Genomic DNA, 24154 nt, shown 5'->3' with positions numbered 1-24154 from the left:
CCATGGCCCAAACCCACCAGGCCCCCCAAGCCATCCTGCTCCGCGACCATGGCGGCCCGGAGGTCCTGCGCCTGGAGGACATAGCCGTCGCCACTCCCGGCCCCGGCGAGGTGCGCCTGCGCCAGAGTGCGGTGGGCGTGAACTTCCACGATTGCTATGTGCGCTCCGGCCTCTACCGGACCCTGAAACTGCCGGGCATTCCCGGCCTGGAGGGCGCGGGCACGGTCGAGGCGGTTGGCGCAGGCGTCACGGGCTTCGCGCCCGGCGACCGCGTCGCCTATTTCTCGGCGGCCTATGGCGGCTATGCCAGCCATCGCCTGATTGCGGCCGACCGTCTGGTGAAAATCCCCGCGGGCGTGAGCGAGACCGTGGCCGCCTCGCTGATGATCAAGGGCCTGACCGCCGGCATGCTGGTCAAAAAGGTCCACGCCATCGGCCCCGGCGACACCGTGCTGGTGCATGCGGCGGCGGGTGGGGTCGGCCTGCTGCTCTGCCAGTGGGCCCGGCATCTGGGCGCCCGCGTCCTGGGCACGGCCGGCAGCGCGGAGAAAGCCGCCCTCGCCCGCCAGGCCGGATGCGAGGCGGTCATTCTCTACCGCGAAGAGGACTTCGTCGCCCGCGTCCGGGACCTGACCGACGGCCAGGGCGTCACCGTCGCCTACGATTCCGTCGGCAAGGACACGTTCTATGGCTCCATGGACTGCCTCGCGCCGCTGGGCCATCTGGTGAATTTCGGCCAGTCCTCCGGCCCGATCGAGCCCATGGCGGTGTCGCTGCTGAGCAAGGGTTCCTACAGCCTCACCCGGCCGATGCTGTTCCATTACTGCGCCACCCGGCCGGCGCTCGAAGCCATGGCGGCCGACCTGTTCGCCGCCGTCGCCGGTGGCGTCCTGAGCGTGCCGGAGCCCGCCGCCCTGCCGCTTGCCGAGGCGGCCGAAGCCCATCGCCGGCTGGAAGCGCGCGAGACGACCGGCGCCCTCGTCCTCACCCCCTGATCCGTCTTCTCCGGAGCCCTGCCATGACCGCCAAAGCCCGCTGGTTCTTCGTCGTCAGCATGGATGTCGCGCCCGAACACGAGGCGCTGTTCAACGAGGTCTATGATACCGAGCACGTGCCCTATCTGACCGGCGTTCCCGGCGTCCTCTCCGCCACCCGCACGGTGCGCGAGCCGCTGGACCTGCTGCTGGGCGGCAGCACCCACCGGGTCGACCCGGGCGACGAGCCCAAATACAGCGTCACCTATGAGATCGCGGGGCCCGAGGTGCTGACCAGTGCCGCCTGGGGCGAAGCCGGCGAGCGGGGCCGCTGGGCAACAGAAGTGCGCCCGCTCACCCACAACCGCCGCCACGTCCTGCGCCGCCAGATCGGCTGAAAACACATCAAATCCAGCGCGTTGCAGCGCGGGGCTAGACCAACCCCAGCGTCTCGTCGAGAGCGTCCAGCTTCGGGTCGCGCTTGGCGACCGGCCCCCAGCCGCCGCCACCACCGGAATGGACGCGGAACACGTCGCCCGGCTGCACCGGAATGCCCTCCACCTTGGTCTTGAGCTTGTCGACCGAGCCATCGGCGGCATGGACCAGCCGGTAGTCGTGTGGCGCCCCGTCCTCGCCGCCGGCAATGCCGCGGGCGCCGTGGCGGATGCCGTCGCCGGCGGTGTTGGCGCGGGCCGGGCCGGCGGTTTCCACCTGCATCTCCATCACCGCGCCGACGCCGCCGCGGAACCGGCCGCGCCCGCCGGAGCCGGACCGGAATTCGTGGCTCTTGAACAGCAGCGGAAAGCGCACCTCCGCCACCTCGACCGAGCCGAATTTCAGGCCACCGGCGGAATGCCACTCACCGGAGGTGTGCCAGCCATCGCCGGCGATCGAGCCGCCACCGCCCGGCCGGGCGTGGAACATGTGCCAGATGAAGCGCTTGCCGGTGCGCGGGTCGTCGCCCTGGATCGCCAGCCTGAGCCGCCGCCCCCAGCCGCCCATGGCCCGTTCCGGCGTCGCCTGGCTGAGCGCGACGATCACCGCCTCGATGATCTCGTTGCCGCAATGGCTGGTGCACATGGTCACCGGCAGGCCCTCGTTCGGCCAGACAATGGTCCCTTGCTGCAACTTCACGGTCAAAGGCCGGATCGTGCCGGAGTTTTTCGGCGTTTGCGGGTCCAGCAGGAACGAGAACGCCATGGCGATGGCGCTTTGCGTGTTGGCATGGGAGGAGTTGACGAAGCCCCGGCTTTCCGGGTCCGAGCCGGTCATGTCGATTTCGATGGCATCGCCCTTCACCGTCACCTTGGCGTGGATCAGGATGTCCTCGCGCCCGAACCCGTCGTCGTCCAGCCAGGCCGAGCCCTCATAGACGCCGTCCGGCCAGGCGGCGACGGCGGCGCGGGCCTGGCGCTCGGCGCCGTCCAGGATCTGCTCGACCGAGGCGACCACGGTCTCGGCGCCGAAATCGGCAAACAACGCCTCCAGCCGTCGCTCGCCCAGGCGCACGGAGCCGAGCTGCGCCGCCAGATCGCCGCGGAAATCGCGCGGCAGGCGGGTGTTGAGCGCCAGCAGGTCCAACAGGTCGTCGCGGCAGACGCCCTGGTCGTAGAGCTTGATCGGCGGCAGGCGGATGCCCTCGTGGAAAATCTCCGTCGCCTCCGGGTTGTAGGCGCCGTGGGTGGAGCCGCCGATATCGGAATGGTGGGCGCGGTTGATGGTCCAGAACAGCAGCTTGCCGTCCGCAAACACCGGCACGAACGCCGTCACGTCCGGCAGGTGCGAGCCGCCGCGATAGGGGTCGTTCAGCAGGTAGAGGTCGCCCTGTTTCACGCTGTCGCCGAAGCGCTCCACCACCTCCTTCAACGCCCAGGTCAGCGCGCCCACATGCACGGGGATATGCTCCGCCTGCGCCACCAGGCGCACCTCTGCATCGCAGATAGCGGTGGAGAAATCGCGCGAGGAGTTGAGGATTTGCGAATAGGACGTGCGCAGCATCGCCTCCCCCATCTCCTCGACAATGGCGGTCAGCCGGTGCTGAACGACCGAGACAGTGATGGGGTCGGGCGCGTTGGGCGTCGTTGCAGCGGACATGGGCGGGTCTCGGATCCTCAATCGGGCCAAGGCGTTGGGAGGCGCGAACGGGCGAATCCCGGTGCGCATCCGGCTCGCCGCATGCTAACCTGTCGCCCAAGCCGCGGCCAGCCCCCTCACCGCCCGGCTTGGAGCCAAGGCCATGACCGACTCCCCCGCCAAACGCCTTGTCCGCCACCTGAAGGCCGAGGGCATTCGCGACCTGCGCGTGTTGACCGCGATGGAGGCCGTGCCGCGCGACCGGTTCGTGCCCCTGGACCAGCGCGACCTGGCCTGGGAGAACACGGCGCTGCCCATCGGCTATCGCCAGACCATCAGCCAGCCGAGCGTGGTCGCCATGATGACCGAGGCGCTGGACGTGCAGCCCGGCCACAAGGTGCTGGAGATCGGCACCGGCAGCGGCTACCAGGCCGCGGTGCTGGCGCATCTGGGGGCGGAGGTCTTCACCATCGAATACGTGCCCGAACTGGCGGAGCGCGCCCGCGATGCCCTGGCCGCGCTTGGCGTGAGGCGCGTGCATGTCCGCGCCGGCGACGGCAATCTCGGCTGGCCGGAGGAAGCGCCGTTCGACCGCATCATCGCCACCGCCGTCGCCCCTCGCCTGCCGCCCCGCCTGATGGAGCAATTGAAGCCCGACGGCGTCCTGGTCATGCCGCTGGACCAGCCGGCATTCGGCGAGAATCTGGTGCGGGTGACGCTGGGGGCCGACGGCGAACCCCATATCCACCGCTTCTGCCCGGTGCGCTTCGTGCCCTTTGTCGGCAGCGCGGAGGCGCCGCCGTGAGCACGGTAGAGACCTGGATTGGCCTGTCGGAGGTCGTCCGGAATATGGCGTTGGCAGCGGTCGCTGTCATCGGCCTCTACGCGGCCTGGCATCGGATGCAAGCGGCCACCCGGCAGGCCGATGCTTCGCTGAGGCAGCAACAGACCGCCAACGACGCCTTGTTGCACGAGACCTTCACCAAAGCGGTCGATAGCCTCGCCAGCGATTCGCTTACGATCCGAGTCGGTGGTATCCTGACGCTCGGCGGACTGGCTCGGGCCGAGCCCGCCTATAAGGAGATGGCGATTGCGATCCTTTCCGCCTATTTAGAGGAACATCAAGCGCCCGAAGCCGACGAAACGGCACGCCGCGATATCGCTGCCGTAGCGACGGTACTGGCAGAGTTGGAAACGGACTAACGCAATGACATTTGCATTTCAGTCAGGACGGCCGATCGATCTGCATAGCACCAATTTGCCTGGCGTGAATTTCGAAGACATTCGGTTGACCGCAGGCAATATCCGCAACGTGAAATGGCGCCGAACGATCCTGAAGCGGGCCGATCTGACAGACGCCATCGCCACCGAGGCAAACTTCACCGGCGCAGACCTTCGAGAGGCGAAACTCATTCGGACCGACCTGCAAAGGGCCATTTTGGTCGATACGGACTTGCGGCGAGCAAATCTTACCGACGCGAATCTCGATGGCGCCGACCTCTCGAGCGCGGATTTGCGCGGCGCCAAGGTGACAGTGGAACAGTTGGCGCTGGCGACGGTTTCGCCCGAGACCGAATTGCCGGCCGGTATCACGCATGCCGCGGTCGCTGCCGCCAAAGCCGCCCGCCGAGACCTGCCCGAGGGAGCCATAGCGAGCCCAGCCCCATGATCCACAAAGACACACTCTACGCCACCGCCCACGAACTCACCCGCCGCGCGGCGATCGAGATCCCCTCCGACTATCTGTCGGGGCTGGAGGCCATGGCGGCCCAGGAAAGCGAGGACCTGTCGTCCTTCGTGCTGCGCGCCATGCTCGACAACTACAAGGCCGCGAAAGAGGACGCCCGCGCCATGTGCGCCGACACCGGCGTGCCCCGCTTCTATGTCAAGGTCGGCAATGAGGCCAAAGTCGAGGGCGGCATGATCGCGCTGGAGGAGGCGCTGCGCTCCGGCCTGGCTCAGGCGACGCACGACATTCCGCTCCGGCCGAACCGGGTGCATCCGCTCTGGCGGACCGACAACAACAACAATGTCGGCCTGAACGCGCCGGAGGTCGAATACACGTTCGAGCCGGATGCCGACTGGATCGACATCACCACCGTGCACAAGGGCGGCCTGTTCGGCACCGACTATCGCATGCTGTTTCCGGGCGACGGCATTGACGGCATCAAGCGGTTTTTCCTGGACGCCATGATCGCCTTCGGCAAGCGCGGCCTTGCCTGCCAGCCGGCCATTGTCGGCATCGGCCTTGGCGGCTCCAAGGACACGTGCATGGTGCTGGGCAAGCAGGCCGCCTGCCTGCGCACTGTCGGCGACCGAAACCCGGACCCGAAAATCGCCGAACTCGAGCGCGAACTGATGGACATGGGCAACACTATCGGCATGGGGCCGATGGGCTTTGTCGGCTCGTCCATGGTGGTCGATTGTCATATCGAGGTCGGCTACACCCACACGGGCGGCATGCCGATGAGCGTCCATTCCTTCTGCCTGTCGTCGCGCCGCGCCGTCGCGCGCCTCCACGCCGACGGGCGCGTGCAATACCGCACCGACCCCGAATGGTTCACCCCCTATCACCGCAGGAACGATGTTTCATGGCAGCCGGAAGCCGCAAGACAGTCCGCCTGAAAACCCCGGTCCGCCGCGAGGACCTGGAGTCGCTGGAACTCGGCGACGTGGTCTATCTGGACGGGTATGTCTACACCGCGCGCGAGGGCGTCTATCGCCGCGTCCTGACCGAAGGGCACAAGCTGCCGGCGGGGCTGACCGACCTCACCAACGTCTCGTTCCACTGCTCGCCGGCGGCGAGCGTGAACGAGGACGGCAGCTACAATATCGGCGCCGTCACGGCCACCGCCAGCTTCCGCTTCGGCGCGCTGATTCCCGCCTGGTTCGAGGCGAGCGACTGCCTGCTGATCCTCGGCAAGGGCGGCATGACCGAGGACGACTACCGCAACGTCTTCGTGCCCCGCGGCGCCCGCTATCTGACCACGGTCGGCTATGGCACCGGCGCCCTGCTCGGCCGCGGCATCAAGCGCGTGCGCGAGGTGCACTGGCTCAAGGAGCTGGGCATCGCCCAGGCGATCTGGGTGCTGGAGGTGGAGAATTTCGGGCCGTTCCTGGTCGATAGCGACGGCGAGGGCCGCTCGCTGTTCGAGCAGCACAACAAGCGGCTGAACCAGCGGATCGAGGGCCTTTATGACGGCCTGAAACAGCCGGCGCTCTCCCGCTATGGCGAGACCGACGACCGGCGCGAGGAGTTAATCTGATGCCCGATTTCGCGATCAAGGCGCTCGACCATGTGGTGCTGCGCGTCGCCGATATCGACCGGGCGATTCGCTTCTATTGCGACGTGCTCGGCTGCCGCGAGGAACGGCGGGTGGAGAGCATCGGCCTGGTGCAGTTGCGCGCCGGCGCGGCGATGATCGACCTCGTGCCCCGCGCCGCGGGAGAGGCCGAGGCGCCCGGCAATATGGACCATTTCGCGATCACCATCCAGCCGTTCGACCCGGCGGCTCTGAAGGCCCATTTCGCCGCCCACGGCATCACACTGGGAGACGTCGCCCGACGCTATGGCGCGGAAGGCTATGGCCCCTCGCTTTACCTCTACGATCCGGACGGCAACCAGGTCGAGTTGAAGGGGCCGCCGGAGGCCTGAGGCGGCTCCAGCGCCCTGGCGGGACGGGCGCCACACGCCCGCAACCCGCCTCCCCGGCCCCACGCAGCTTCCCCGGACCCCAACTTGCTTCCCCGGACTTGATCCGGGGCCTCCCACCACCGGCGACGCCCGGGGCAAACGGGCGCCGCGGCTGAGGGCGAGAGATCCCGGGTCGAGCCCGGGAAAGCTGGGAGGAGCGGCGAGAGATCCCGGGTCGGGCCCGGGAAAGCTTGCGGCTCAGCCGGCGGTGGCCGCCGCGCTCGGCCGGGCGGCGACGCGGTCGTACCAAGCCTGGATGTTCTTGTGATCCGGGTTGATCGGCTGGTTGATGTTCTTGAAGAAATCCAGCCAGCAGAACAACAGGATGTCGGCCACGGTGAAACGGTCGCCGCAAATCCACTGCTTGCCGGCGATCCAGCCGTCCAGCTTGGCCAGATTGTCCTGGGCAATCGCCTTCAGCCCGTCGGAAGCCTCCGGCAGGCAGCGCATGCGGCTGCCGAACATCTTGATGCCCTCGCCGAAGCGGAAACCGTTGGCCATGGGCTCGCAGATGTTCAGGTCGATGCGGCGGGTCCACATGCGCGCCTCGCCCCGTTCCTCGGCATTGGTGCCGATCAGCGGCGGGCTCGGCTGCTTCTCCTCCAGATACTCGCAGATCACGGTGATCTCGGAGAGATAGTCGCCATTGTCCAGTTCGAGGCTGGGGCTGGTGCCGGACGGGTTGCGCTTCAGATGCGCTTCCTGGCGGTTTTCGCCGCCGCGCAGGTCGATGTCCTGCATCGGAATGTCCAGGCCCTTTTCGGCCATGAACATCCGGACCATCCGGGGGTTGGGGCCGACCGAGTTGATGAGTTTCATTTGCAATATCTCCCTGGAAATCGAGACGAAAACGGCGGCCAATCCATGCAGGGACCGCGCCGCCGTCAAAGCGTAGCACGCCCACCGGCCCGCGACCGCGCCCTTGCGGGGCCGGTCACGGCGATGGGCGCAACACGCGGATCAGGGATCGATCCGCGCCGTGGCCGTGCCGGTGATGACGGTCTTGCCGTCCTGGTTCACCGTCTCCAGCGTCAGGTCCACCAGCTTCTCGCCATTCTCCTCGCGGATTTCGGCCACGGTGGCCTTGGCGGTCAGCGAATCGCCCGGCCAGACCTGGTTGGTGAAACGCACGCCATACTTCTTCAGCCGGCCGTCGCCGACATAGTTGGTCACCATCTTACCGGTCAGGCCCATGGAGAGCATGCCGTGGGCGAACACGCCCGGATAACCGGCCACTTCCTTGGTGTATTTGTCGTCGGTGTGCAGCGGGTTGTAGTCGCCGGAGGTGCCGGCATACATGACCAGCTGGGTGCGGGTCAGATCGTCGACCACCACTTCCTCGTGGGTGTCGCCGACTTTCAGCTTGCTTGCAGAGAGAGCCATGAATCCGTTCCCCTTATTTCTGGTCGACCGGGCGTTCGGTCTTCACGCCGACGCCGCGCGAGGTGACGACGAGTTCGCCGTTCTGGTCGCGATATTCCTGGACGGTCTCGGTGAAGATCAGCTTGCCGGCCCGAGCGCTTTGTTTTTCCCAGGTTTTGCCGGGCTTGGTGGTCACGGTGTAGACATCGCCCGGCTTCGGCTGGCGATGGTATTCGAAGTGCTGCTCGGCATGCAGACCGCCGGTGGACTTCGCCGGCTCGGTCAGGCCGGTGCCGTTCTTGCCGGAGCCGAACCATTTCTGGCCCGGCTTCGGCCGCAGGTGATAGTCCGGATCGAACTGGGCGACCGCGCGCGGGAAGGTCGGCGGCACGAGGATATGGCCGGCCTCGGACTTCTTGGCGTATTCCTCGTCATAATAGATCGGATTGGGGTCGCCAACCGACCGGGCGAACATCATGATATGGGTCGCTTCGACCGGAAATTTGATCTCGTCAGCCACGGGGGGTTCCTCCGATTTGCAGATGGGGCTGTTCTTGGAACTGCGGTTACTATATCCGCACGGTTCGGCCGGCTCCAGCCGTAACACGCAGTTTTCGACACGCGAAGGATCAAAACCATGCCGCCCCGCCGCCACATTCCCCAGCGCTATTTCGAGGATTTTAAGGTTGGTGAGAAATTTTATGCGCCTTCGCGCACGCACACGGAGTCTCTGTTCTACGCCTTCCAGCTGGCCAGCGGCGACAATGCGCCGATCCACTACGACATCGAATATTGCCGCCAGAAGGGCTATCCGAACCTGCTGGCGCATGGCTTTCAGACCCTGATCCAGACCTGCCCGGGCGCCAGCGATCTGGCCGAACAGATGGAAGACGCCCTGCTGGGATTCATCGAACAATCGAGCCGCTTTCTGAAGCCGGTCTTTGCCGGCGACACGCTGTATCCGGAGTTGGAAATCACAGCCTTAACGCCGCAGCGGACCACCGGGGTAATGACACTGGCCAACCGGGTGTTTAATCAGCGGGACGAACTGTGCTTAGAAGGCGAACTCAAATTCTTGCTTAGGTTGCGTGAGGCATCTTAATCGCCCAGTATCGAAATTCGAATGGGCCATCGCGAAAGCGAAACGAAACTGCGCCGCCAGGGCATGCAGCAGAGGCGTAGGAAACGCCCAGCGATCACGGGAGATGGGGAAGCTTTGTGTCGGGTCCGGTCAAGGCGCACCTTGCAACATGATTCTTATTTGGCATCGAAGCTCGCCTAGCTCTGGCGTCGCAGCAGAGCGGAACGCGCCGAACCGATGAGCGCGCCGCAACCGCCCTCGTCCCGAGGCGAACCCCATGTGAGACAGCAACTCTTGCAACGCCGGGGCAATTCGGCACCGCGATGGTGGCAGCAGGCGCTGCGCCGTTTCGACGATATGGTCATCGCCGCATCGACCCGGATCTGCGGGCCGGGCAGTTCGCTGGTGATCATGATGTCCCACGGCATCTATCGGGATGAAGACGAGGCGTTTTCCGGCTCGGTCGATCCCTACCAGCCCCTGACCACCGCCAATCTTGCCATCGTGATCGAATGCTTTCTGGCGGGCGGCTATCGCTTCATCACGCCGGCGGATCTCGACCGCCCGTTCGAGGCGAATGCGCGGTGCGTGCTGCTCACGTTCGATGATGGCTATGCGAACAATCTGCGCGCGCTTCCGATCCTGCAACGCTATGGGGTGCCGGCCACATTCTTCATCGCGGCAGGCCATGTCGCGTCGGGCGAGGCCTTCTGGTGGGATGTCCTCTATCGCGAACGCCTGAAGCGCAACAACAGTCTGAGCGAGATCGTCGCCGAGCGGCAGAAGCTGAAATCGCTCGATAACAAGGGGATCAAGGCGCATTTGCGCACGACGTTCGGCGACGGCGTGTTCCAACCGGTCAGCGAGATCGACCGGCCGTTGACCGTCGCGGAATTGCAACGCCTCGCGGCCGATCCGCTGGTGACCCTCGGCAACCACACCGTCGATCACGAATTGCTGACGCGCATCCCCCTGGACGAGGCCCGCGCCCAGATCCGCGACTGCCAAACCCTGCTGGAGGAATGGACCGGGGTGACGCCGCCGATCATCGCCTACCCGAACGGCGTCTACAACGAGGCCGTCGTGGCGGAGGCAGAGAAGGCGGGGCTGCGGGCGGGCCTGATCTCGGTCTGGGGCCGGACCCGGCTCCCCCTGGACAGCACCAATCGGATGCGCCTGCCGCGCTACGCCACGTCCGGGGGCCGGAACACGGAGCGGGATTGCCGGGTGATCATGGCGCCCTTCAGCCTGAGCGCAGTGAAACAGTCGATCCGCTCGCGCCGCCAGCAAAGAGCCCTGCCCTAAAAGCCAATTCCGACGAGCGGAGGCCACCGGAATTGGCTTGCTCTATTTGCTCTGGCGCGTTTTCGGCCCTGGTTGCCCCACTCTCCCGCCCCATCTCCCGCTTGCGCGAGGACAGGGATGCTGAGCCGGTGAGCCCGCGGGAAAAGAAACCTCCCTAACCGATCTCCATATCGTCCCGCCAGCCGCGGCGGATCAGCAGCGCCATGACCAGGCTGCCGCTCGAAAGGCCGGCCATGACCCAGAAGGCATGCCCGCCCAACTGCGCGTAGAGCCAGCCGCTCGTCATCATGGTCAGGCCCATCGCCATGCCCATGCCGAGCGACGAATACAGCGCCTGCGCACTGGCCGACATGGCCGGCGCGATATGGCGCTGGATGAAGGTCATGCCGCCCAGATGGGTCGCACCGAAGGTGAAACCGTGCAAGACCTGCATCGGCCCCAGCAACCACAGATCCGAACTGGCGCCGGTGCCGGTCCAGCGGACCATGCCGCAGACCGCGCCCAGGATCAGCATGCCGGGAATGCCGATGCGCGCGATCAAGGGCTTGGCCCAGGCGAACAGGGCAATCTCCGCGATCACGCCCACCGCCCAAAGGCTGCCGATCAACCCTTCGGAATGGCCCGCGGACTTCCAGTGCAGGGTGGCGAAGCCGGTCAGCACGGCATGGCTCGCCATGTTCATGGCCGCGCAGGCCAGGACCATCAGGAACAGCCGGTTGGCGAGCAGCCGGCGGATGGCCGGCCGCGTGCGATGGGTCACCGGTGCCGTGATCGCCGGCAGGTTCAGCGCCGCCAGCCAGATCAACGCCAGGGCGAGGATGAACAGATACATCATCCAATCGGGCGAGCGGCCTTCCAGGAAGGTCCCGAACCCCATCGACGTCGCGATGAACGCGGCCGAGCCCCAGGCGCGCAGGCGACCGTAATCGAGCCCCCGCGCCCGCAGGTTCAGCAGGATGAGGTTCTCGCCCAGCGGGTTGACCGGCGCCTGCACCGCCATGTGCAGCAGCGCGAACACCAGCACCGGCCAGAATCCGTAGGCCGGCAACATCAGGGACGCCGTCACGATGCCGCCGAAGGTCAGCCAGCAGACCAGCGCCTTGCGCTCCGGGCGGGTGTCGGCATAGCGGGCCACCATCGGATTCACGCTGGCGCGCACGAAACTGCCGGCCGACAGCAACAGGCCGATCTCCGCCGCCGTCAGGCCGCGGTCGGCGAGCCAGACCGGGAAAAAGGGCTGGTAAATGCCGACCATGCCGAACATGCAGCTGTAATAGAGGGCGATGCGCAGGCGCACATGCGAAACGGCGGCGGGGACGATCTCGGTCATGGTGTAGTGTCTCTACACGGCTTCGCACGCAAAGGCTTGCCTGATGGCGCCGCAGGGTGCTTATCTCCGCCGCGAATTTTTCCTCCCCGACCCGTTGCCCAAGGACCGACTGCCCCATGAGCGAATGGCGCGACGATATTTTCGACTGCTTGCAGGAGGCCGGCGTGCGCCAGGTCGCCTATGTGCCCGATGCCGGCCATGCCCGGCTGATCGACCGCTGCCACGCGGCGAACAACATGCACGCCCTGTCGCTGACCACCGAAGAGGACGGCGTGGCCCTGCTGGCCGGCGCCTGGCTCGGCGGCGACAAGGGCGTGCTGCTGATGCAGTCCTCCGGCGTCGGCAACACGATCAACATGCTGAGCCTGGTGAAAAACTGCCAGTTCCCGCTGGTCACCCTCGTCACCATGCGCGGCGAGTGGGGCGAGTGGAACACCTGGCAGGTGCCCATGGGCCAGACCACGCAACAGCATTTCGAGGTGGCCGGCGTGATCTGCTATCGCTGCGACCGGGCCGAGGACGTGAAAGAGACCGTCGCCACCGCGCTGCGCTTTGCCTATTACACCAATTCCGCCGTCGCCGTGCTGCTGGGCCAGCGGCTGATCGGCGCCAAGATCTTTGCGGAGGACTGAGACCCATGGCTGCTCTGAACCGCCGCGACCTGGTCGCGAAACTGCTGGCCGACCGGGGCGAGGACCTGCTGGTCGTCACCGGCCTGGGCCAGGCCACGTACGATTGCTTCGCCGCGGGCGACGACCCGCGCACCTTCTATCTTTGGGGCGCCATGGGCGGCGCGCTGCCCGTCGGCATGGGCCTGGCGGTCGCCCAGCCGGAGAAGCGCGTGCTGGTGGTCACCGGCGACGGTGAATTGCTGATGGGCCTGGGCGCGCTCGCCGCGGCCGCCGCCGAGGGGCTGCCGAACCTCGCCGTCGCCGTCCTTGACAACGAGCGCTATGGCGAGACCGGCCAGCAGCAAACCGCCACCGGCCGCGGCACCGACCTGACCGGCATGGCCGCCGCCGCCGGCTTCGCGGCGACGAAGCTGGTGACCGACGCGGCCGACGTGGCCGAGGGCGTGCGCCTCTGCCGCGAGGCCCAGGGTCCGGTGCTGGTCACCTTCAAGGTCGATCATGCCAGCCAGGAAATGGTGCTGCCGCCGAAAGACGGCGCCTTCCTGAAAACCCGCTTCCGCCAGGCGGTGCTCGGCAAAATCTGAGGGCCCGGTGTGTCCCGGCCGGTGCGAAGCGCCGGGCCGGGACCGGTTGCCATCGCGAACACCGGCGCCGGCGGTGTTCGCACATCGATGCCGGCCCCGGACAGCGGCTCTGCCGCCTCCGGGGACCATCGGCTCTCGGGCGACTAAGCGACGGTCGGCGGTACCCGGCCGCCGAAGTCGGTCGCCGCCTCGAACGCATGGCCGATGCGCAGCGCCATCGCCTCCCGCTCGCCTGGACAGACGATCTGGAGCGAGGTCGGCAACCCCTCACCCGTGAAGCCGTTCGGCAGCACGCAGGCGCAGCCCTCGATCAGGTTGACGAAGCGGGTCAGCACCGCCGGCGTGTTCATCTGGTCCACGGCCGCGACCGGAATCGCCGCCGTCGCCGTGGTCGGCGTCAACAGTGCGTCATAGCCGGCCAGAGTCTCGGCAAATTCCCGCTTGATCCGCTGCTGCTCGTCGAGCGCCGCGATATACTCGGTCGCCGGCATATCCTTGCCGATCCAGATGCGCGGCCGCACCGCCGGATCGATCGGCAGGCTCAGATCGTCGACCAGCGCGCCGACATGGTAATAGCCGTCGCCGCCGATGATCCGCCCCAGCGCCATGCCCAGATCCATCAACCGATAGGGTAGAGCCACCTGCTCCACCGTGGCGCCGAGCTGGCGGAACGTCTCCAGCGAGGCGTCATAGGCCGCCAGCACCTCGGCATCGCAGATCATCCGGTCCACGCTCGGCATCGCGGCCAGGCGCAGGCCGGCAACGCCGCGCTTCAGCGTCGGCATCGGGTCCTCGTAGGCGAGACCCTGGGTGCGTGGCTCGCGGGCATCCGGCCCTTGCAAGACGCGATAGAGCAGCGCCGCGTCCTCGACCGTGCGGGTCATCGGCCCCGGCGTGTCCAGCGTGTGGCTGAGCGGCAACACCCCCAGGGTGGGAATGCGGCCGATGGTGACCTTCAACCCCACATGGCCGCAGAACGCCGCCGGCAACCGCACCGAGCCGCCCGTGTCTGTGCCGATGGCCGACGGCGCGAGCCCGGCCCCGACACTCACCCCCGACCCCGCGGACGAGCCGCCCGGAATGCGCTGCACCGCGTCGTCCCAGGGGTTCCAGGGCGTGCCCATGTGTTCGTTGGTGCCCCAGCCGCCCATGGCGAACTCGACCGTATGGGTCTTGCCGATGACGATCATGCCCGCGGCGATCAGCCGGTCCGCCAGCACCGCGGTGGCCGGCGACACGCGCTCGCGCCAGACCGCGGAGCCGCCGGTGGTGATGCGCCCTTCCAGGTCGACCAGATCCTTCAGGGCGATCGGCAGGCCGTGCAGCGGCCCGATGCGGTGGCCGGACCGGATCGCCTCGCCCGCGGCATCGGCCGCCGCGCGGGCTTCGTCGGCATAGACCGATACGAAGGCATGCAATTTCTGATCGTACCGCGCTATCCGCTCCAGATAGGCGTCGACAATCTCGCGCGGGGTCAGATCACCGGCCTCGACCGCGGCGGAAAGCGCGGCGAGGGATTGAAATGCATGCATGATACGGCTCCATGGCGGGCTGGGAGCCAAAACTATAGGGTTGCACTCACAACCGGTCGATGATGGGCACCCGGATCGGCCAGTGGCAATCCGCCTCGGGCTTGTCATTGGAATTGTGGCACAAAACGACGCAATCCGGACGGACGCCGATTCCTATTACCATAAATTGAACAACATTGGCGGAACACCCTGTGACAGGAGATATTCCTCAGTCCTTTCAGGTGTATGCACGCATTTAACGGAGAGAAATGATCGCATTCACAAATTTGCAATTTTCCTGAAATTCCATCTCGGATTTTTTGCATTCGCCCGAACGATACTGGCTATTATTGCGGTCTCATGCGAGTTGTTTGCGCAATTTGAGGCTATATTATTCTGCCCGCAGAGAAGGTTAGTACGAACAAACTCTTGCAATTCCGCGGAAATCCAGTATACCGGCACCATCTGAAAGATGGCTGTTGGGAACAGCCTTTTTCAATGCGCGCCAGGCCATGTGCAATTGGCAAGTCCGTTGGGGTCGGTAGAGCGTGAAAGGAACAAATCCGATGCTAGAGTTTCGGCCCGAGAATTTTCGGTACGCCTGCGAGAGCGGGGACGATGAGGCCCAGCTATACGCGTTTTGGACTCACAGCCGCACCGGTTTGACGGCTGCGCGTGAAGGCGATGCCGCGACGGTCGACTCCTGTCGGCGGGCGCTGATGGCCATGGTGGACTTCTTCGACGGCATGCCGGTTGCCTCCCAGGCACTGGCCGCGATCAAGCGCATGGACAATGTTCTGCTGGCGACGATCGACGCGGAAGACGCACCCATCGTGACCCGCCGCGTCTGGGCTGCGGACGGCGGAGAATCCGCCTGAGCCGACCGGCTCTACGGCAGCCCCCTTCAATTCCCTTAAAGTGAACCTGCGAACCTCCCACGATTGAGAATATCGTGGGGGTCGAAATTCGTTTTGATCCGCTGTTGCAGCGCGGTCAGCCCGGCGCTCAGTGGCGGAAACACCGAAATCCCGGAGCGCAGTCCGGCGCTGCCGCGGATCAGCGTCGCGTGGCCGCCGCCATTGGCGGCCACGGCCTGGCGAATGGCCGCGGCACCGCCATCCGCCAGATTGGGATCCACGGCCAGCCAGAGCAGGCCACCGCCCCAGTCGAGATAGCCGGCCAGCCCCACCGCACCGACCAATTCCCGCCAGACCGCCGGCGCGCTGGCCGGGGGCAGGGACAGGCGCCAGACCGGCCGGTCCGCCGGCAACTGCAAGGGGGACACGTCCCGGATCGCCTGCCATCGCGCCGAGCCTTCGCCCGCATCCAGCACCGATTGCTCCCTGCCCTTCCCGGCCAACAGCGCCCGGGTCGCCGCGAGGCGGGCCTTCACGGATTCGGGGAAGCCCTCGATGCGCAGCAGGGTCTCGCCGGACTCCGGCAACCAGGCAGCGCCGGAGATTTCGTGCGGGCTTTGCAGGGCGAGCGTCATGGCGGCCACCGCATCCTCGACCGGCTGGCCGCGCAGCACCAGGGTCTGTGTGTCCTCCGGCGCGGGCAGAACCTTGACAGTGACCTCGCCCAGCAGCGCAACCGTGCCCCAGGAGCCCGCCAGCAGCTTGCAGAGGTCGTAACCGGTCACGTTCTTGACCACCTTGCCACCGGCCTTGAAACTCTCGCCGCGGCCGCTGACCGCCTCGACGCCGAGGAAATGGTCACGCGCCGCGCCCGCCTTGAACCGGCGCGGGCCGGAGAGATTCGCCGACAGCACGCCGCCGATCGTGCCCCGCCCGGCCGGGAGGCCCAGCAACGGCCCATAGTCCGGCGGTTCGAAGGCCAGTTGCTGCCGGTTGCTCTCCAGCGCATTTTCCAGCACCCAGAGCGGCGTGGCCGCGCCGCAGGTCAACACCAGTTCGTTCGGCTCGTAGTCGCGAATCCCGGCGAGTTTCGACAGGTCGAGCCGGTATTCGGCGTTGGTGGGGCGGCCGATGGCGCGCTTGGTGCCGGCGCCGACGATCTCGGTCGCGACCTTGCGGTCGGCCAGCATGGCGACCATGTCGCGCAGCATCGCGGTGTCGGCGGGGCGGAGGTCGGTGGTCATCGCGGACGGTGGCCCCTCAGAAGCGCGGCAGGTCGGGGAACGGCATCTGGCCGGCCCGGATATGCATGCGCCCGAGTTCGGCGCAGCGGTGCAGGGTCGGGAACACCTTGCCGGGGTTCAGCAATTGCTCCGGGTCGAAGGCGCATTTCAGGCGCTGCTGGTGCTTGAGGTCGTCCTCGCTGAACATGGCCGGCATCAGGTCACGCTTCTCGACGCCGACGCCGTGCTCGCCGGTGAGCACGCCGCCGACCTCGACGCACAGGCGCAGGATGTCGGCGCCGAAATCCTCGGCCTTCTCCAACTCACCGGGCTGGTTGGCATCGTAGAGAATCAGCGGGTGCAGATTGCCGTCGCCGGCGTGGAAGACGTTGGCGACGCGCAGGCCGTAATGCTCGGACAGTTCCGCCATGCGGGTCAGCACCCGCGGCAGGGCGGCGCGGGGGATGGTGCCGTCCATGCAGTAATAGTCGGGCGAGATGCGCCCCACCGCCGGGAAGGCCGCCTTGCGCCCGGCCCAGAACGCCTCGCGCTCGGCCTCGGAATTGGAGATGCGGAGCGAGACCGAGCCGGCGCCCTCGGCAATGATGCGAACGCGCTCGATCAGTTCGTCAACCTCGGCCTTGGGGCCGTCGAGTTCGACGATCAGCAGCGCCTCCACATCCAGCGGGTAGCCGGCATGGACAAAGGCCTCGGCGGCGTGGATGGCGGGGCGGTCCATCATCTCCATGCCGCCCGGAATGACGCCGGCGCCGATGATTCGGGCGACGCAGTCGCCGGCACTCTCGTTCGAGGGGAAGCCGATCAGCAGGGCGCGGGCGGTGGCCGGCTTTGGCAGGATGCGCACCGTCACCTCGGTGATGACCCCCAGCAGCCCCTCGGAACCGCAGATAATGCCCATCAGGTCATAGAGTTCCGAATCCAGATGCTTGCCGCCGACGCGGATGACCTCGCCATCCATCAGCACCATTTCCAGGCCCAGAATGTTGTTGGTTGTGGTGCCGTATTTCAGGCAGTGCACGCCGCCCGAATTCTCGGCGACATTGCCGCCGATGGTACAGGCGATCTGGCTGGACGGGTCGGGCGCATAGTAGAAGCCCAGATGCTGCACCGCCTGGGTCACGCCCAGATTGGTGACGCCCGGCTGCACCACGGCGCAGCGGTTCGGCAGGTCGATCTCCAGCACCTGCTTGAACTTGCCGAGGCCGAGGGTAATGCCATCCTCCAGCGGCAGCGCGCCGCCGGACAGCGAGGTGCCGGCACCGCGGGGCACGATGCGGACCTTGTTGTCGTGGCAGTATTTCAGCACCCGCGACACCTGTGCCGTCGTCTCCGGCAGGACGACGATCATGGGCAGCTGGCGGTAGGCGGTGAGGCCGTCCGATTCGTAGACGCGGCGCTCGTGTTCCGCGGTGATGACGCTTTCGCCCGGCAGCATGGCGCGCAGGTCGGCGGCGATCCGCTCGCGGCGGGCGAGGACGGCGGCGTCGGGCTCGGGCATGCGCAGCATCGGGTGGGCTCCGGCGTGGACGGGGCGGTTGGTCCGCCGCACCTTAGCCGCACTGGCCCCGGCAAGGCCAGAGCGGTTCGCATCCTGCGGAAACGGCCGTCCCTCAGCCTCGCTGTTCACACATGCGAGGCTCGAAGCGAACCCAACCGCACAAAATCAATGCGTTAAGCCGCCCGATGGGACGGCCTGAACCAATCTTACCATTTCTGAACAATCCGGCCCGCCATGCCACGGGGCGGGGCGGGGCCGGAACGCGGCGGCTCTCAGCCCTGGCGTGCCTTGAACTTGCGCACGGTCTTGTTGATCACATAGACCCGGCCACGGCGACGCACCAGGCGGCAATCCTTGTGGCGGTTCTTCAGGGTTTTCAGAGAGTTGACAATCTTCATCGGTCCGGCCTTCGTCGGCTGTCGTCTGCTTGGAATGAATAACGGAGCGCGGCTTATACGCCGGAGAGCCCGCCAAAGTCAAGGCCGGGCGCCAGCGTATAATTGCCCTCGAGCCCCGAAATACGCTAGCGTTTGCGGCAAGTCGCGGCCATGCGGGCCGCGCCGAAACCCGCCACGAGGAGACCCTGCCCGAATGGACCCGATCCGTTATGTGGATGCCCTGGCCGAGAAATACGGCGCCATGGGCTTTCCCGCTTACGATTGGAGCCGCTACGACGACGCCCCCCTGACCCCGCTTGCCAAGCCGCTGACGGAATGCACCGTCAGCCTGCTGACAAGCGGTGGCGTCTCGCAATGCTCCATGCCCGCCTGGGACCCCGATGCCCGCAACGACTTCCGCCTGGACCAGGTGCCGGCGGATGCCGATTCGGCTGGGTTCCAGATCCATGACAGCTATTACGACCATTCCGACGCCGACGCCGACCTGAACTGCGTCTTCCCGATCGACCGCCTGCGCGCGATGGCCGACGCCGGCGAGATCGGTGCGGTGGCGCCGCGCTTCTGGAGCGGCTTCATGGGCCGCATCTACAAGCGCCGTGCCGTGCTGGAAGAGTATGGGCCAGCGCTGGCCCTGGCCTTGAAGGCCGACGGCGTCGATGTCTTTGTCGCGGTCCCGGCTTGACCGCTCGATCACCAAACCGTGGGTCTGGTCTGTCGAGTTGTTGAAGCCGCCGGTATCCCGACCGTCTGCGTGTCCACCGGGCGCGATCTGACAGCGCTGGTAAAGCCGCCGCGCTCCCTGTTCGTGAACCATCCGATGGGCAACCCGTTCGGGCGCCCGGACGATACCGAAGGGCAAACCGCCGTGCTGCGGGCCGCCCTGCGTCTGGTCGCCGAATGCGACGAGGCGGGCGCGCTGATCGACTTCCCCACCGAGTGGGGCGAGCCGTTCGAGTTCCGCATCCGCGAGACGCCGAAAGACTATCAGTTGAAGAAGTAAGGGTCGCCTGCGTCCCGGAGACCGTGTCCCGGAGACCGTGTCCCGGAGCCTGCGGAGCGGGCATCCGGGATCGGGGGGCACGGGCGAACACGGGCGGGGCCGGTGCTCGATGGAGGACACCGGCCCCGGCTCACCGCTCCGCGGGCGGCCGGGGAACATCGCACCGGGATGTGTCCCGGAGCCTGCGGAGCGGGCGTCCGGGATCGGTGGCCGTGAGCGAACACCGGCGGGGCCGGTGCGGACGCAAACCGTGCCAGCTTTATGCCGGCTCCAGGTCGCAGAAGGTCTCGTTGTAGCAGGCGCCGTCCTCGATATCGGTGCGCACGTCCGAGGGCAGCAGGGCGTTGACCGTCTGGCCCGTGGGGCTGGTGCGAAGCCAGGTGCCCTTCGGCGAATAGACCACGCCCGGCCGCACCGCATCCGTCACCCGCGCCCGCAGATGCACCTCGCCGCGGGCGTTGTAGAGGCGCACGGTCTGGCCGTCGGCAATGCCGCGGGCGGCCGCGTCGGCGGGGTTGATCTCCAACCGTTCGAGGCCGTCCGAGGCGGCGCTGGCGCCGAACGTGGCGTTGGTGCGCTTGTCGGACGAGGGCGAAATCAGCACCAGCGGACGGTCCTGCGGCGGCGGCGCGTAGCGCGGCAGGCCGAAGCCGAACCGGTCCTCCAGATCCCGGTTGAACAGCGTGATCCTGCCCGATGCCGTGCCGGGCGGGAGCGTGTCGCAAAGAATCAAATCCCGGCCGCCGGGGGCGGTCATGGCGATGGCCCGGTCGAGCGGCACTGCGCTCGGCTTGAAGCCTTCCAGGCGCGGATCGGCGTCGGCGAAGGCATCGTCCATCAGCTCCGCGTCGGTGGCGCGGAACAGCGGCTCGTTGAAGCCGAAGCGGGCGGCCAGACGGCGGAAAATCTCGGTGTTGGGCAGGCTCTCGCCGACGCAAGGGATCACCGGCTCGGCCCGTTGCAGATATTGCTGGCCGTAGGCGCCGTAGATGTCGGCGAACTCGAAATGGCTCGCCGCCGGCAGCACCACGTCGCAATAGGCCATGCTGTCGGTCATCACCACGTCGGCGCCGCAAACGAACACGTCCTCGCGCGCCAGCGCCCGGCGCATCAAATTCTGGTCCGGGTGGGTGGCGACCGGGTTGTGGTTGTAGATCATCAGCGCGCGGATCGGCGGGTCGCCCGACTGGTCCTGCAGCAGGCGACCGACATCGACGATGTTGATGGTACGGGTGCCGGCCGGGGCCAGGTCCGGGCGTTGCAGGCGGGCGGTGGTCTTGGGAAAGCTGTTGCCGGGCTTGGCGAACACGCCGGCGCCCTTGCGGCCGTGCTGGCCGGTCAGCGCCTGCAAGGCCATGGCCGCCCGAATGCCGGAGCCACCCGACGCGCCGCGCTCGATGCCGTTGCCGACGGAGACGCCAATGGTCTTGCGCGTGCAATAGAGGCCAGCGAGCGCGTCGAACTGCTCGGGGGCAATGCGGCAGGTGGCGAACACCTGCGCGCGCGTGACCTTGCGGGCTTCGGCCATGTAGGCGTCATAGCCCTCGACCCAGCGGTCGATAAAGGCGCGGTCGTGCGCGCCCCGCCGCTCCAGTTCCGCCGCCAGGCCCAGGGCGAGGACGACGTCGGTGCCGGGATGGATGGCGATGTGCAGGTCCGCCTGCTCGGCGACCTTGGTGCGCTTCGGGTCGATCACCACCAGCTTCGCGCCGTTCGCCTGCCGGGCCGCGTTGATCGCCCGCATCAGGTGCAGGTTGGAGACGGTGACATTGTTGCCCCAGACCACGATCAGGTCCGAATGGCGCAACTGCTCCGGCGGCATGCCGGGGGCGGTGCCGTAGAGGCTGGCGTAAGCCGCGCCGCGCACCAGGCCGCAAAGCGGGCCGCGCGACAGGAAGGAGGCGCCGAGGCGGTGGAAGAAGCGGCGATCCATGCTGCCGCCGGCCAGTTCGCCATGGGGGCCGGCATAGTTGAACGGCAGCACCGACTGGGGGCCGTGCTCGGCCATGGCGCGGGAGAAGCCGGCGTGGATGCGGTCCAGGGCGTCGCCCCACGAAATGCGCTCGAACAGGCCGGAGCCGCGCGGGCCGGTGCGCTGCAACGGATGGGTCAGGCGCGCCGCGCCATGGACGAAATCCGGGTAGTGGCGGGCGACCTTGTTGCAGATCACGCCGGCGGTGTAGGGGTTGGCCTTGGAGCCGCGCACCTTGACCAGACGGCCGTCCGCGACCTCGGCGGCGAGGCTGCAGGTGTCGGGGCAGTCGAGCGGGCAGACGCTGGGCAGGGTCCGGGGGGCGGCCATGGCGGAAGCTCCTTCGAGGCGGCCCGCCAAACTAGCCCATTGGCGCGGCGCTGGCCACAACCGGAGCGATGATCCCCGGACGGTGCGGAGCGCCGAGCCTGGGCCGGCGTCGTCCTTCGAACACGGACCGGGGCGGTGTTCGCGAAAGCAACCGGTCCCGGATAGCCGCTCCGCGGCTTCCGGGATACACGATCGCCACGTACGGACCATGTACGCCTTTGGGGCGGTGCACCCCGGAGGCGACAGAGCCGCCGTCCGGGGCCGATGTCACGCTTCGAACACCGCCGCTGATGGCGTACGCGAGAGCGGCAGGCCCCGCCCCTCAGGCCGGGGCGAACACGTCTTCGTGCTTTTCCTTGAAGTCGGCGCTGATGCCGGCCGGCGTGATCGGCTTGCAGAAGGACTCGTCGGTCTGGAGGATCGGCACGCATTTCTGGGCGAACAGACGCAGATTCTGCTCCGCCCGCTCGTGCGGCATGCCGCCGAACGAGTATTCGCCGACCAGATGCTCGGTCCCGGTCAGGCGGCGCAGTTCGGCGATCTGCTCCAGACAATCCTTCGGCGTGCCGACCACCTGGATCGAGACGTAGAACTCGTTCGCCTTGGAGCGGAAGCCCGGGTCCTTCATCTTGGTATAGGTCTTGGCCATCTTGCCGTAGGATTCATAGCCCTTCACGTTGGCGAGGCCGCCGTCGGAGAACTTGTAGTGGGCCTCGATTGAATCCCATTTGTTGCCCAGATATTGCTGGCCGAGTTCCACCGCCTCGTCCCGGCTTTCGGCGCAGGCGATGTTGGTGGAGATGATCGGCGGGCGCGGCTTGTGACCGGCCTTCACGGTCATCTCGTGGAACTTGATCACGTCCTCGGCGCACTTGGCCCATTCGTTCTGCATGATGACGAGCATGCCGAGGCCCATTTTGGCGATCACTTCCGCCGATTCCGGGCTGACGGACGAGGCGTAGAACCGCTCCTCCGGCCGGGAGATCGGGCGCGGGCGGATCGACATTTCCGGGATCTTGTAGAATTCGCCGTCATGCGAGAACGTCTCCTCCCGCAGCGCCTTCATGACGATCTCCGCCGCCTCGACGAAGCGGGGCCGCGCTTCGCCCATATCGATGCGGAAGCCCTCGTACTCGGTGCGGCCGGCGCCGCGGCCGAAGCCGAACAGACAGCGGCCGCCGCACATGATGTCGAGCTGGGCGATCATCTCGGCGACGCGCACCGGATCGTGCCAGGGCAGCACGATCACCGCGGTGCCCAGCTTCACCCGCCGGGTGCGGCCGGCGAAATAGGCCAGCAACTGCGTCGGCTGCGGGCTCATCGAGTAGCCGGTGAAATGGTGTTCCAGCGCGAAGATCGAGTCGAGGCCCAGCGGCTCGGCCAGGTCGCCCATCGCCATGTGGTCGCGCATCACCGCCGCGTCGGAACGGCCCTGCTGCTGCAAGATGTTGAGGGAAATGCCAACTTCCATGGGGGTGTCTCCTTTGGCCTTGTACTTAAGGCCTAGGATGACGGAGAGCGGCCAGAGGGGCAAGGCCATTGGGCAGCCGCCTCCCCCTCAGCACGCGCCCCACACGGCGCGATCTTGCCAGAAATCCGTAGCGGATTCAGACCGGCTGCCTACATAGAGGGCGATCGGGTCCAGACCGGTCGGTCCGAACAACGGCAAGAGGCTTATGCCATGCAATTCCCCCGTTCCCTTTGGAAGCCCGCGCTGGCGCTGCTGCTATGCGTCTGGCTGGCGCCGACGGGCGCCTATGCGAAATCGGCCCAGCAGATCGACGCCGAGGTCAACGCCGCGCTCACCAAACTCTATGAGATCAACGGCACCGCCAAGGCGCTGGCGCCGCAGGCGAAGGGCATTCTGGTCTTCGGCAAGGTGGTCAAGGGCGGCCTGATCATCGGCGGCTCGCGCGGGCTCGGCTCGCTGATGATCAACGGCAAGAAGGTCGCGTATTACCAAACCAATTCCGGCTCCATCGGCCTGCAGGCCGGCATCGAGGAACGGTCCGAGGTCATCATGTTCATGACCGACGAGTCCCTGAAGAAATTCCAGAACAGCGATAACTGGGAAGCGGGCGTGGACGGCTCGATTGCGGTGATCAACGCCGGCACCGGCGGCGACGTCACCACCAAGACGGCGCAGGCGCCGATCATCGGCTTCATCTTCGGCAATAGCGGCCTGTTCGCGGGCGTCAGCTTCGAGGGCTCGAAGATCTCGCACTACACGCCGGAGTGATCCGGCCGAAGTCCTCCAACCGCGCCAATGCCTGAAAGGCGCGGGTCAGATTCTGTTTTGACGATTGAAA

27 protein-coding genes are annotated in these 24154 nt (G+C 66.8%); 16 read left to right on the top strand and 11 right to left on the bottom strand.

Annotated elements, in window-relative coordinates:
- Positions 1-2: 2 nt before the first annotated feature.
- Together H6844_10290 and H6844_10285 are read left to right on the top strand one after the other, a co-directional pair.
- Positions 3-995, top strand: coding sequence for a quinone oxidoreductase (locus tag H6844_10290; protein ID MCB9929788.1), 993 nt, complete (start codon positions 3-5; stop codon positions 993-995).
- 23 nt (positions 996-1018) lie between these two features.
- Positions 1019-1372, top strand: coding sequence for a hypothetical protein (locus H6844_10285; GenBank protein MCB9929787.1), 354 nt, complete (start codon positions 1019-1021; stop codon positions 1370-1372).
- A gap of 34 nt (positions 1373-1406) precedes the next feature.
- Here the strand turns inward: H6844_10285 and H6844_10280 are convergent, their stop codons facing one another.
- The gene (locus H6844_10280; GenBank protein ID MCB9929786.1) at positions 1407-3068 is read right to left on the bottom strand and encodes a hydantoinase B/oxoprolinase family protein; all 1662 of its coding nucleotides are present in this window, start codon (positions 3066-3068) and stop codon (positions 1407-1409) included.
- A gap of 142 nt (positions 3069-3210) precedes the next feature.
- On the opposite strand from H6844_10280, the gene H6844_10275 reads away from it, so the two are divergent.
- From H6844_10275 to H6844_10250, 6 genes are read left to right on the top strand one after another with little or no spacing between them, the layout of a single operon-like run.
- Positions 3211-3852, top strand: a complete 642-nt coding sequence (locus H6844_10275) for a protein-L-isoaspartate(D-aspartate) O-methyltransferase (protein MCB9929785.1) — start codon at positions 3211-3213, stop codon at positions 3850-3852.
- Positions 3849-4250, top strand: a complete 402-nt coding sequence (locus tag H6844_10270; GenBank protein MCB9929784.1) for a hypothetical protein — start codon at positions 3849-3851, stop codon at positions 4248-4250. The genes H6844_10275 and H6844_10270 overlap by 4 nt, the downstream gene beginning before the upstream one ends.
- Positions 4251-4254: 4 nt before the next feature.
- Positions 4255-4716 (top strand): pentapeptide repeat-containing protein, encoded by a 462-nt coding sequence (locus H6844_10265; protein ID MCB9929783.1) that lies wholly within the window; start codon positions 4255-4257, stop codon positions 4714-4716.
- On the top strand, positions 4713-5672 hold the full coding sequence (locus H6844_10260; GenBank protein MCB9929782.1) for a fumarate hydratase: 960 nt from the start codon (positions 4713-4715) through the stop codon (positions 5670-5672). The genes H6844_10265 and H6844_10260 overlap by 4 nt, the downstream gene beginning before the upstream one ends.
- Positions 5639-6313 (top strand): fumarate hydratase C-terminal domain-containing protein, encoded by a 675-nt coding sequence (locus H6844_10255; protein MCB9929781.1) that lies wholly within the window; start codon positions 5639-5641, stop codon positions 6311-6313. Before H6844_10260 ends, H6844_10255 begins: the two co-directional genes overlap by 34 nt.
- Positions 6313-6702 (top strand): VOC family protein, encoded by a 390-nt coding sequence (locus H6844_10250; protein MCB9929780.1) that lies wholly within the window; start codon positions 6313-6315, stop codon positions 6700-6702. Before H6844_10255 ends, H6844_10250 begins: the two co-directional genes overlap by 1 nt.
- 237 nt (positions 6703-6939) lie before the next feature.
- Here H6844_10250 and H6844_10245 read toward each other — a convergent pair whose 3' ends face one another.
- From H6844_10245 to H6844_10235, 3 genes are all read right to left on the bottom strand, one after another.
- Entirely contained in the window at positions 6940-7560 is a 621-nt protein-coding gene (locus H6844_10245; GenBank protein MCB9929779.1) for a glutathione S-transferase family protein, read from the bottom strand.
- 141 nt (positions 7561-7701) lie between these two features.
- Positions 7702-8124 carry a MaoC family dehydratase N-terminal domain-containing protein gene (locus H6844_10240; GenBank protein MCB9929778.1) on the bottom strand — a complete coding sequence of 141 codons (423 nt, stop codon included), beginning with the start codon at positions 8122-8124 and terminating at the stop codon, positions 7702-7704.
- A 13-nt stretch (positions 8125-8137) separates the two neighbouring features.
- Positions 8138-8623 carry a MaoC family dehydratase N-terminal domain-containing protein gene (locus H6844_10235; protein MCB9929777.1) on the bottom strand — a complete coding sequence of 162 codons (486 nt, stop codon included), beginning with the start codon at positions 8621-8623 and terminating at the stop codon, positions 8138-8140.
- 117 nt (positions 8624-8740) lie between these two features.
- Here H6844_10235 and H6844_10230 point away from each other — a divergent pair, with 117 nt between their 5' ends.
- Positions 8741-9205 carry a MaoC family dehydratase gene (locus H6844_10230; GenBank protein ID MCB9929776.1) on the top strand — a complete coding sequence of 155 codons (465 nt, stop codon included), beginning with the start codon at positions 8741-8743 and terminating at the stop codon, positions 9203-9205.
- A 258-nt stretch (positions 9206-9463) separates the two neighbouring features.
- Positions 9464-10489, top strand: coding sequence for a polysaccharide deacetylase family protein (locus H6844_10225; GenBank protein ID MCB9929775.1), 1026 nt, complete (start codon positions 9464-9466; stop codon positions 10487-10489).
- Positions 10490-10643: 154 nt separating this feature from the next.
- On the opposite strand, the gene H6844_10220 is transcribed toward H6844_10225, so the two are convergent.
- Positions 10644-11819, bottom strand: coding sequence for an MFS transporter (locus H6844_10220; protein MCB9929774.1), 1176 nt, complete (start codon positions 11817-11819; stop codon positions 10644-10646).
- 116 nt (positions 11820-11935) lie between these two features.
- On the opposite strand from H6844_10220, the gene H6844_10215 reads away from it, so the two are divergent.
- Positions 11936-12451 carry a phosphonopyruvate decarboxylase gene (locus tag H6844_10215; GenBank protein MCB9929773.1) on the top strand — a complete coding sequence of 172 codons (516 nt, stop codon included), beginning with the start codon at positions 11936-11938 and terminating at the stop codon, positions 12449-12451.
- 5 nt (positions 12452-12456) lie between these two features.
- The gene (locus H6844_10210; protein ID MCB9929772.1) at positions 12457-13035 is read left to right on the top strand and encodes an aldehyde dehydrogenase; all 579 of its coding nucleotides are present in this window, start codon (positions 12457-12459) and stop codon (positions 13033-13035) included.
- A gap of 143 nt (positions 13036-13178) precedes the next feature.
- On the opposite strand, the gene H6844_10205 is transcribed toward H6844_10210, so the two are convergent.
- Positions 13179-14567: an amidase gene (locus tag H6844_10205; GenBank protein ID MCB9929771.1), complete on the bottom strand. Its 1389-nt coding sequence runs from the start codon at positions 14565-14567 to the stop codon at positions 13179-13181.
- Positions 14568-15112: 545 nt separating this feature from the next.
- Here H6844_10205 and H6844_10200 point away from each other — a divergent pair.
- Complete coding sequence (locus H6844_10200; protein MCB9929770.1) at positions 15113-15424, top strand: hypothetical protein; 312 nt, start codon at positions 15113-15115, stop codon at positions 15422-15424.
- Between the two features lie 35 nt (positions 15425-15459).
- On the opposite strand, the gene glcE is transcribed toward H6844_10200, so the two are convergent.
- From glcE to rpmJ, 3 genes are all read right to left on the bottom strand, one after another.
- Positions 15460-16647, bottom strand: a complete 1188-nt coding sequence (gene glcE, locus H6844_10195) for a glycolate oxidase subunit GlcE (GenBank protein ID MCB9929769.1) — start codon at positions 16645-16647, stop codon at positions 15460-15462.
- A gap of 16 nt (positions 16648-16663) precedes the next feature.
- Entirely contained in the window at positions 16664-18154 is a 1491-nt protein-coding gene (locus H6844_10190; GenBank protein ID MCB9929768.1) for an FAD-binding protein, read from the bottom strand.
- A 263-nt stretch (positions 18155-18417) separates the two neighbouring features.
- Positions 18418-18543, bottom strand: coding sequence for a 50S ribosomal protein L36 (gene rpmJ, locus H6844_10185; protein MCB9929767.1), 126 nt, complete (start codon positions 18541-18543; stop codon positions 18418-18420).
- A 193-nt stretch (positions 18544-18736) separates the two neighbouring features.
- Here rpmJ and H6844_10180 point away from each other — a divergent pair, with 193 nt between their 5' ends.
- Together H6844_10180 and H6844_10175 are read left to right on the top strand one after the other, a co-directional pair.
- Positions 18737-19225 carry a hypothetical protein gene (locus tag H6844_10180; GenBank protein ID MCB9929766.1) on the top strand — a complete coding sequence of 163 codons (489 nt, stop codon included), beginning with the start codon at positions 18737-18739 and terminating at the stop codon, positions 19223-19225.
- 69 nt (positions 19226-19294) lie between these two features.
- Positions 19295-19543 (top strand): hypothetical protein, encoded by a 249-nt coding sequence (locus tag H6844_10175; GenBank protein MCB9929765.1) that lies wholly within the window; start codon positions 19295-19297, stop codon positions 19541-19543.
- 259 nt (positions 19544-19802) lie between these two features.
- On the opposite strand, the gene H6844_10170 is transcribed toward H6844_10175, so the two are convergent.
- Positions 19803-21845 (bottom strand): molybdopterin oxidoreductase family protein, encoded by a 2043-nt coding sequence (locus H6844_10170; protein MCB9929764.1) that lies wholly within the window; start codon positions 21843-21845, stop codon positions 19803-19805.
- A 322-nt stretch (positions 21846-22167) separates the two neighbouring features.
- A complete protein-coding gene (locus H6844_10165) occupies positions 22168-23316 on the bottom strand; it encodes an LLM class flavin-dependent oxidoreductase (GenBank protein ID MCB9929763.1) in 1149 nt (382 codons plus the stop codon).
- Positions 23317-23526: 210 nt separating this feature from the next.
- On the opposite strand from H6844_10165, the gene H6844_10160 reads away from it, so the two are divergent.
- Positions 23527-24084: a hypothetical protein gene (locus H6844_10160; protein ID MCB9929762.1), complete on the top strand. Its 558-nt coding sequence runs from the start codon at positions 23527-23529 to the stop codon at positions 24082-24084.
- The last annotated feature ends 70 nt before the right edge of the window (positions 24085-24154 follow it).

It is taken from the genome of Alphaproteobacteria bacterium, from assembly GCA_020638555.1.
In the GTDB taxonomy this organism is placed as follows: domain Bacteria; phylum Pseudomonadota; class Alphaproteobacteria; order Bin95; family Bin95; genus JACKII01.
The sequence above is the reverse complement of the archived record's forward strand: the minus strand, read 5'-3'. Positions and strand labels throughout refer to the sequence as shown.

Excerpts from the sequence above, each read along its gene's own strand:
- H6844_10215 (MCB9929773.1), top strand. The coding sequence starts at position 11,936 with ATGAGCGAATGGCGCGACGATATTTTCGACTGCTTGCAGGAGGCCGGC.
- H6844_10165 (MCB9929763.1), bottom strand. The coding sequence starts at position 23,316 with ATGGAAGTTGGCATTTCCCTCAACATCTTGCAGCAGCAGGGCCGTTCC.
- H6844_10275 (MCB9929785.1), top strand. The coding sequence starts at position 3,211 with ATGACCGACTCCCCCGCCAAACGCCTTGTCCGCCACCTGAAGGCCGAG.
- H6844_10160 (MCB9929762.1), top strand. The coding sequence starts at position 23,527 with ATGCAATTCCCCCGTTCCCTTTGGAAGCCCGCGCTGGCGCTGCTGCTA.
- H6844_10260 (MCB9929782.1), top strand. The coding sequence starts at position 4,713 with ATGATCCACAAAGACACACTCTACGCCACCGCCCACGAACTCACCCGC.
- H6844_10240 (MCB9929778.1), bottom strand. The coding sequence starts at position 8,124 with ATGGCTCTCTCTGCAAGCAAGCTGAAAGTCGGCGACACCCACGAGGAA.
- H6844_10285 (MCB9929787.1), top strand. The coding sequence starts at position 1,019 with ATGACCGCCAAAGCCCGCTGGTTCTTCGTCGTCAGCATGGATGTCGCG.
- H6844_10250 (MCB9929780.1), top strand. The coding sequence starts at position 6,313 with ATGCCCGATTTCGCGATCAAGGCGCTCGACCATGTGGTGCTGCGCGTC.
- H6844_10230 (MCB9929776.1), top strand. The coding sequence starts at position 8,741 with ATGCCGCCCCGCCGCCACATTCCCCAGCGCTATTTCGAGGATTTTAAG.
- rpmJ (MCB9929767.1), bottom strand. The coding sequence starts at position 18,543 with ATGAAGATTGTCAACTCTCTGAAAACCCTGAAGAACCGCCACAAGGAT.
- H6844_10245 (MCB9929779.1), bottom strand. The coding sequence starts at position 7,560 with ATGAAACTCATCAACTCGGTCGGCCCCAACCCCCGGATGGTCCGGATG.
- H6844_10170 (MCB9929764.1), bottom strand. The coding sequence starts at position 21,845 with ATGGCCGCCCCCCGGACCCTGCCCAGCGTCTGCCCGCTCGACTGCCCC.
- H6844_10280 (MCB9929786.1), bottom strand. The coding sequence starts at position 3,068 with ATGTCCGCTGCAACGACGCCCAACGCGCCCGACCCCATCACTGTCTCG.
- H6844_10290 (MCB9929788.1), top strand. The coding sequence starts at position 3 with ATGGCCCAAACCCACCAGGCCCCCCAAGCCATCCTGCTCCGCGACCAT.
- H6844_10180 (MCB9929766.1), top strand. The coding sequence starts at position 18,737 with ATGGACCCGATCCGTTATGTGGATGCCCTGGCCGAGAAATACGGCGCC.
- H6844_10200 (MCB9929770.1), top strand. The coding sequence starts at position 15,113 with ATGCTAGAGTTTCGGCCCGAGAATTTTCGGTACGCCTGCGAGAGCGGG.
- H6844_10205 (MCB9929771.1), bottom strand. The coding sequence starts at position 14,567 with ATGCATGCATTTCAATCCCTCGCCGCGCTTTCCGCCGCGGTCGAGGCC.
- H6844_10265 (MCB9929783.1), top strand. The coding sequence starts at position 4,255 with ATGACATTTGCATTTCAGTCAGGACGGCCGATCGATCTGCATAGCACC.
- H6844_10210 (MCB9929772.1), top strand. The coding sequence starts at position 12,457 with ATGGCTGCTCTGAACCGCCGCGACCTGGTCGCGAAACTGCTGGCCGAC.
- glcE (MCB9929769.1), bottom strand. The coding sequence starts at position 16,647 with ATGACCACCGACCTCCGCCCCGCCGACACCGCGATGCTGCGCGACATG.
- H6844_10255 (MCB9929781.1), top strand. The coding sequence starts at position 5,639 with ATGGCAGCCGGAAGCCGCAAGACAGTCCGCCTGAAAACCCCGGTCCGC.
- H6844_10190 (MCB9929768.1), bottom strand. The coding sequence starts at position 18,154 with ATGCTGCGCATGCCCGAGCCCGACGCCGCCGTCCTCGCCCGCCGCGAG.
- H6844_10220 (MCB9929774.1), bottom strand. The coding sequence starts at position 11,819 with ATGACCGAGATCGTCCCCGCCGCCGTTTCGCATGTGCGCCTGCGCATC.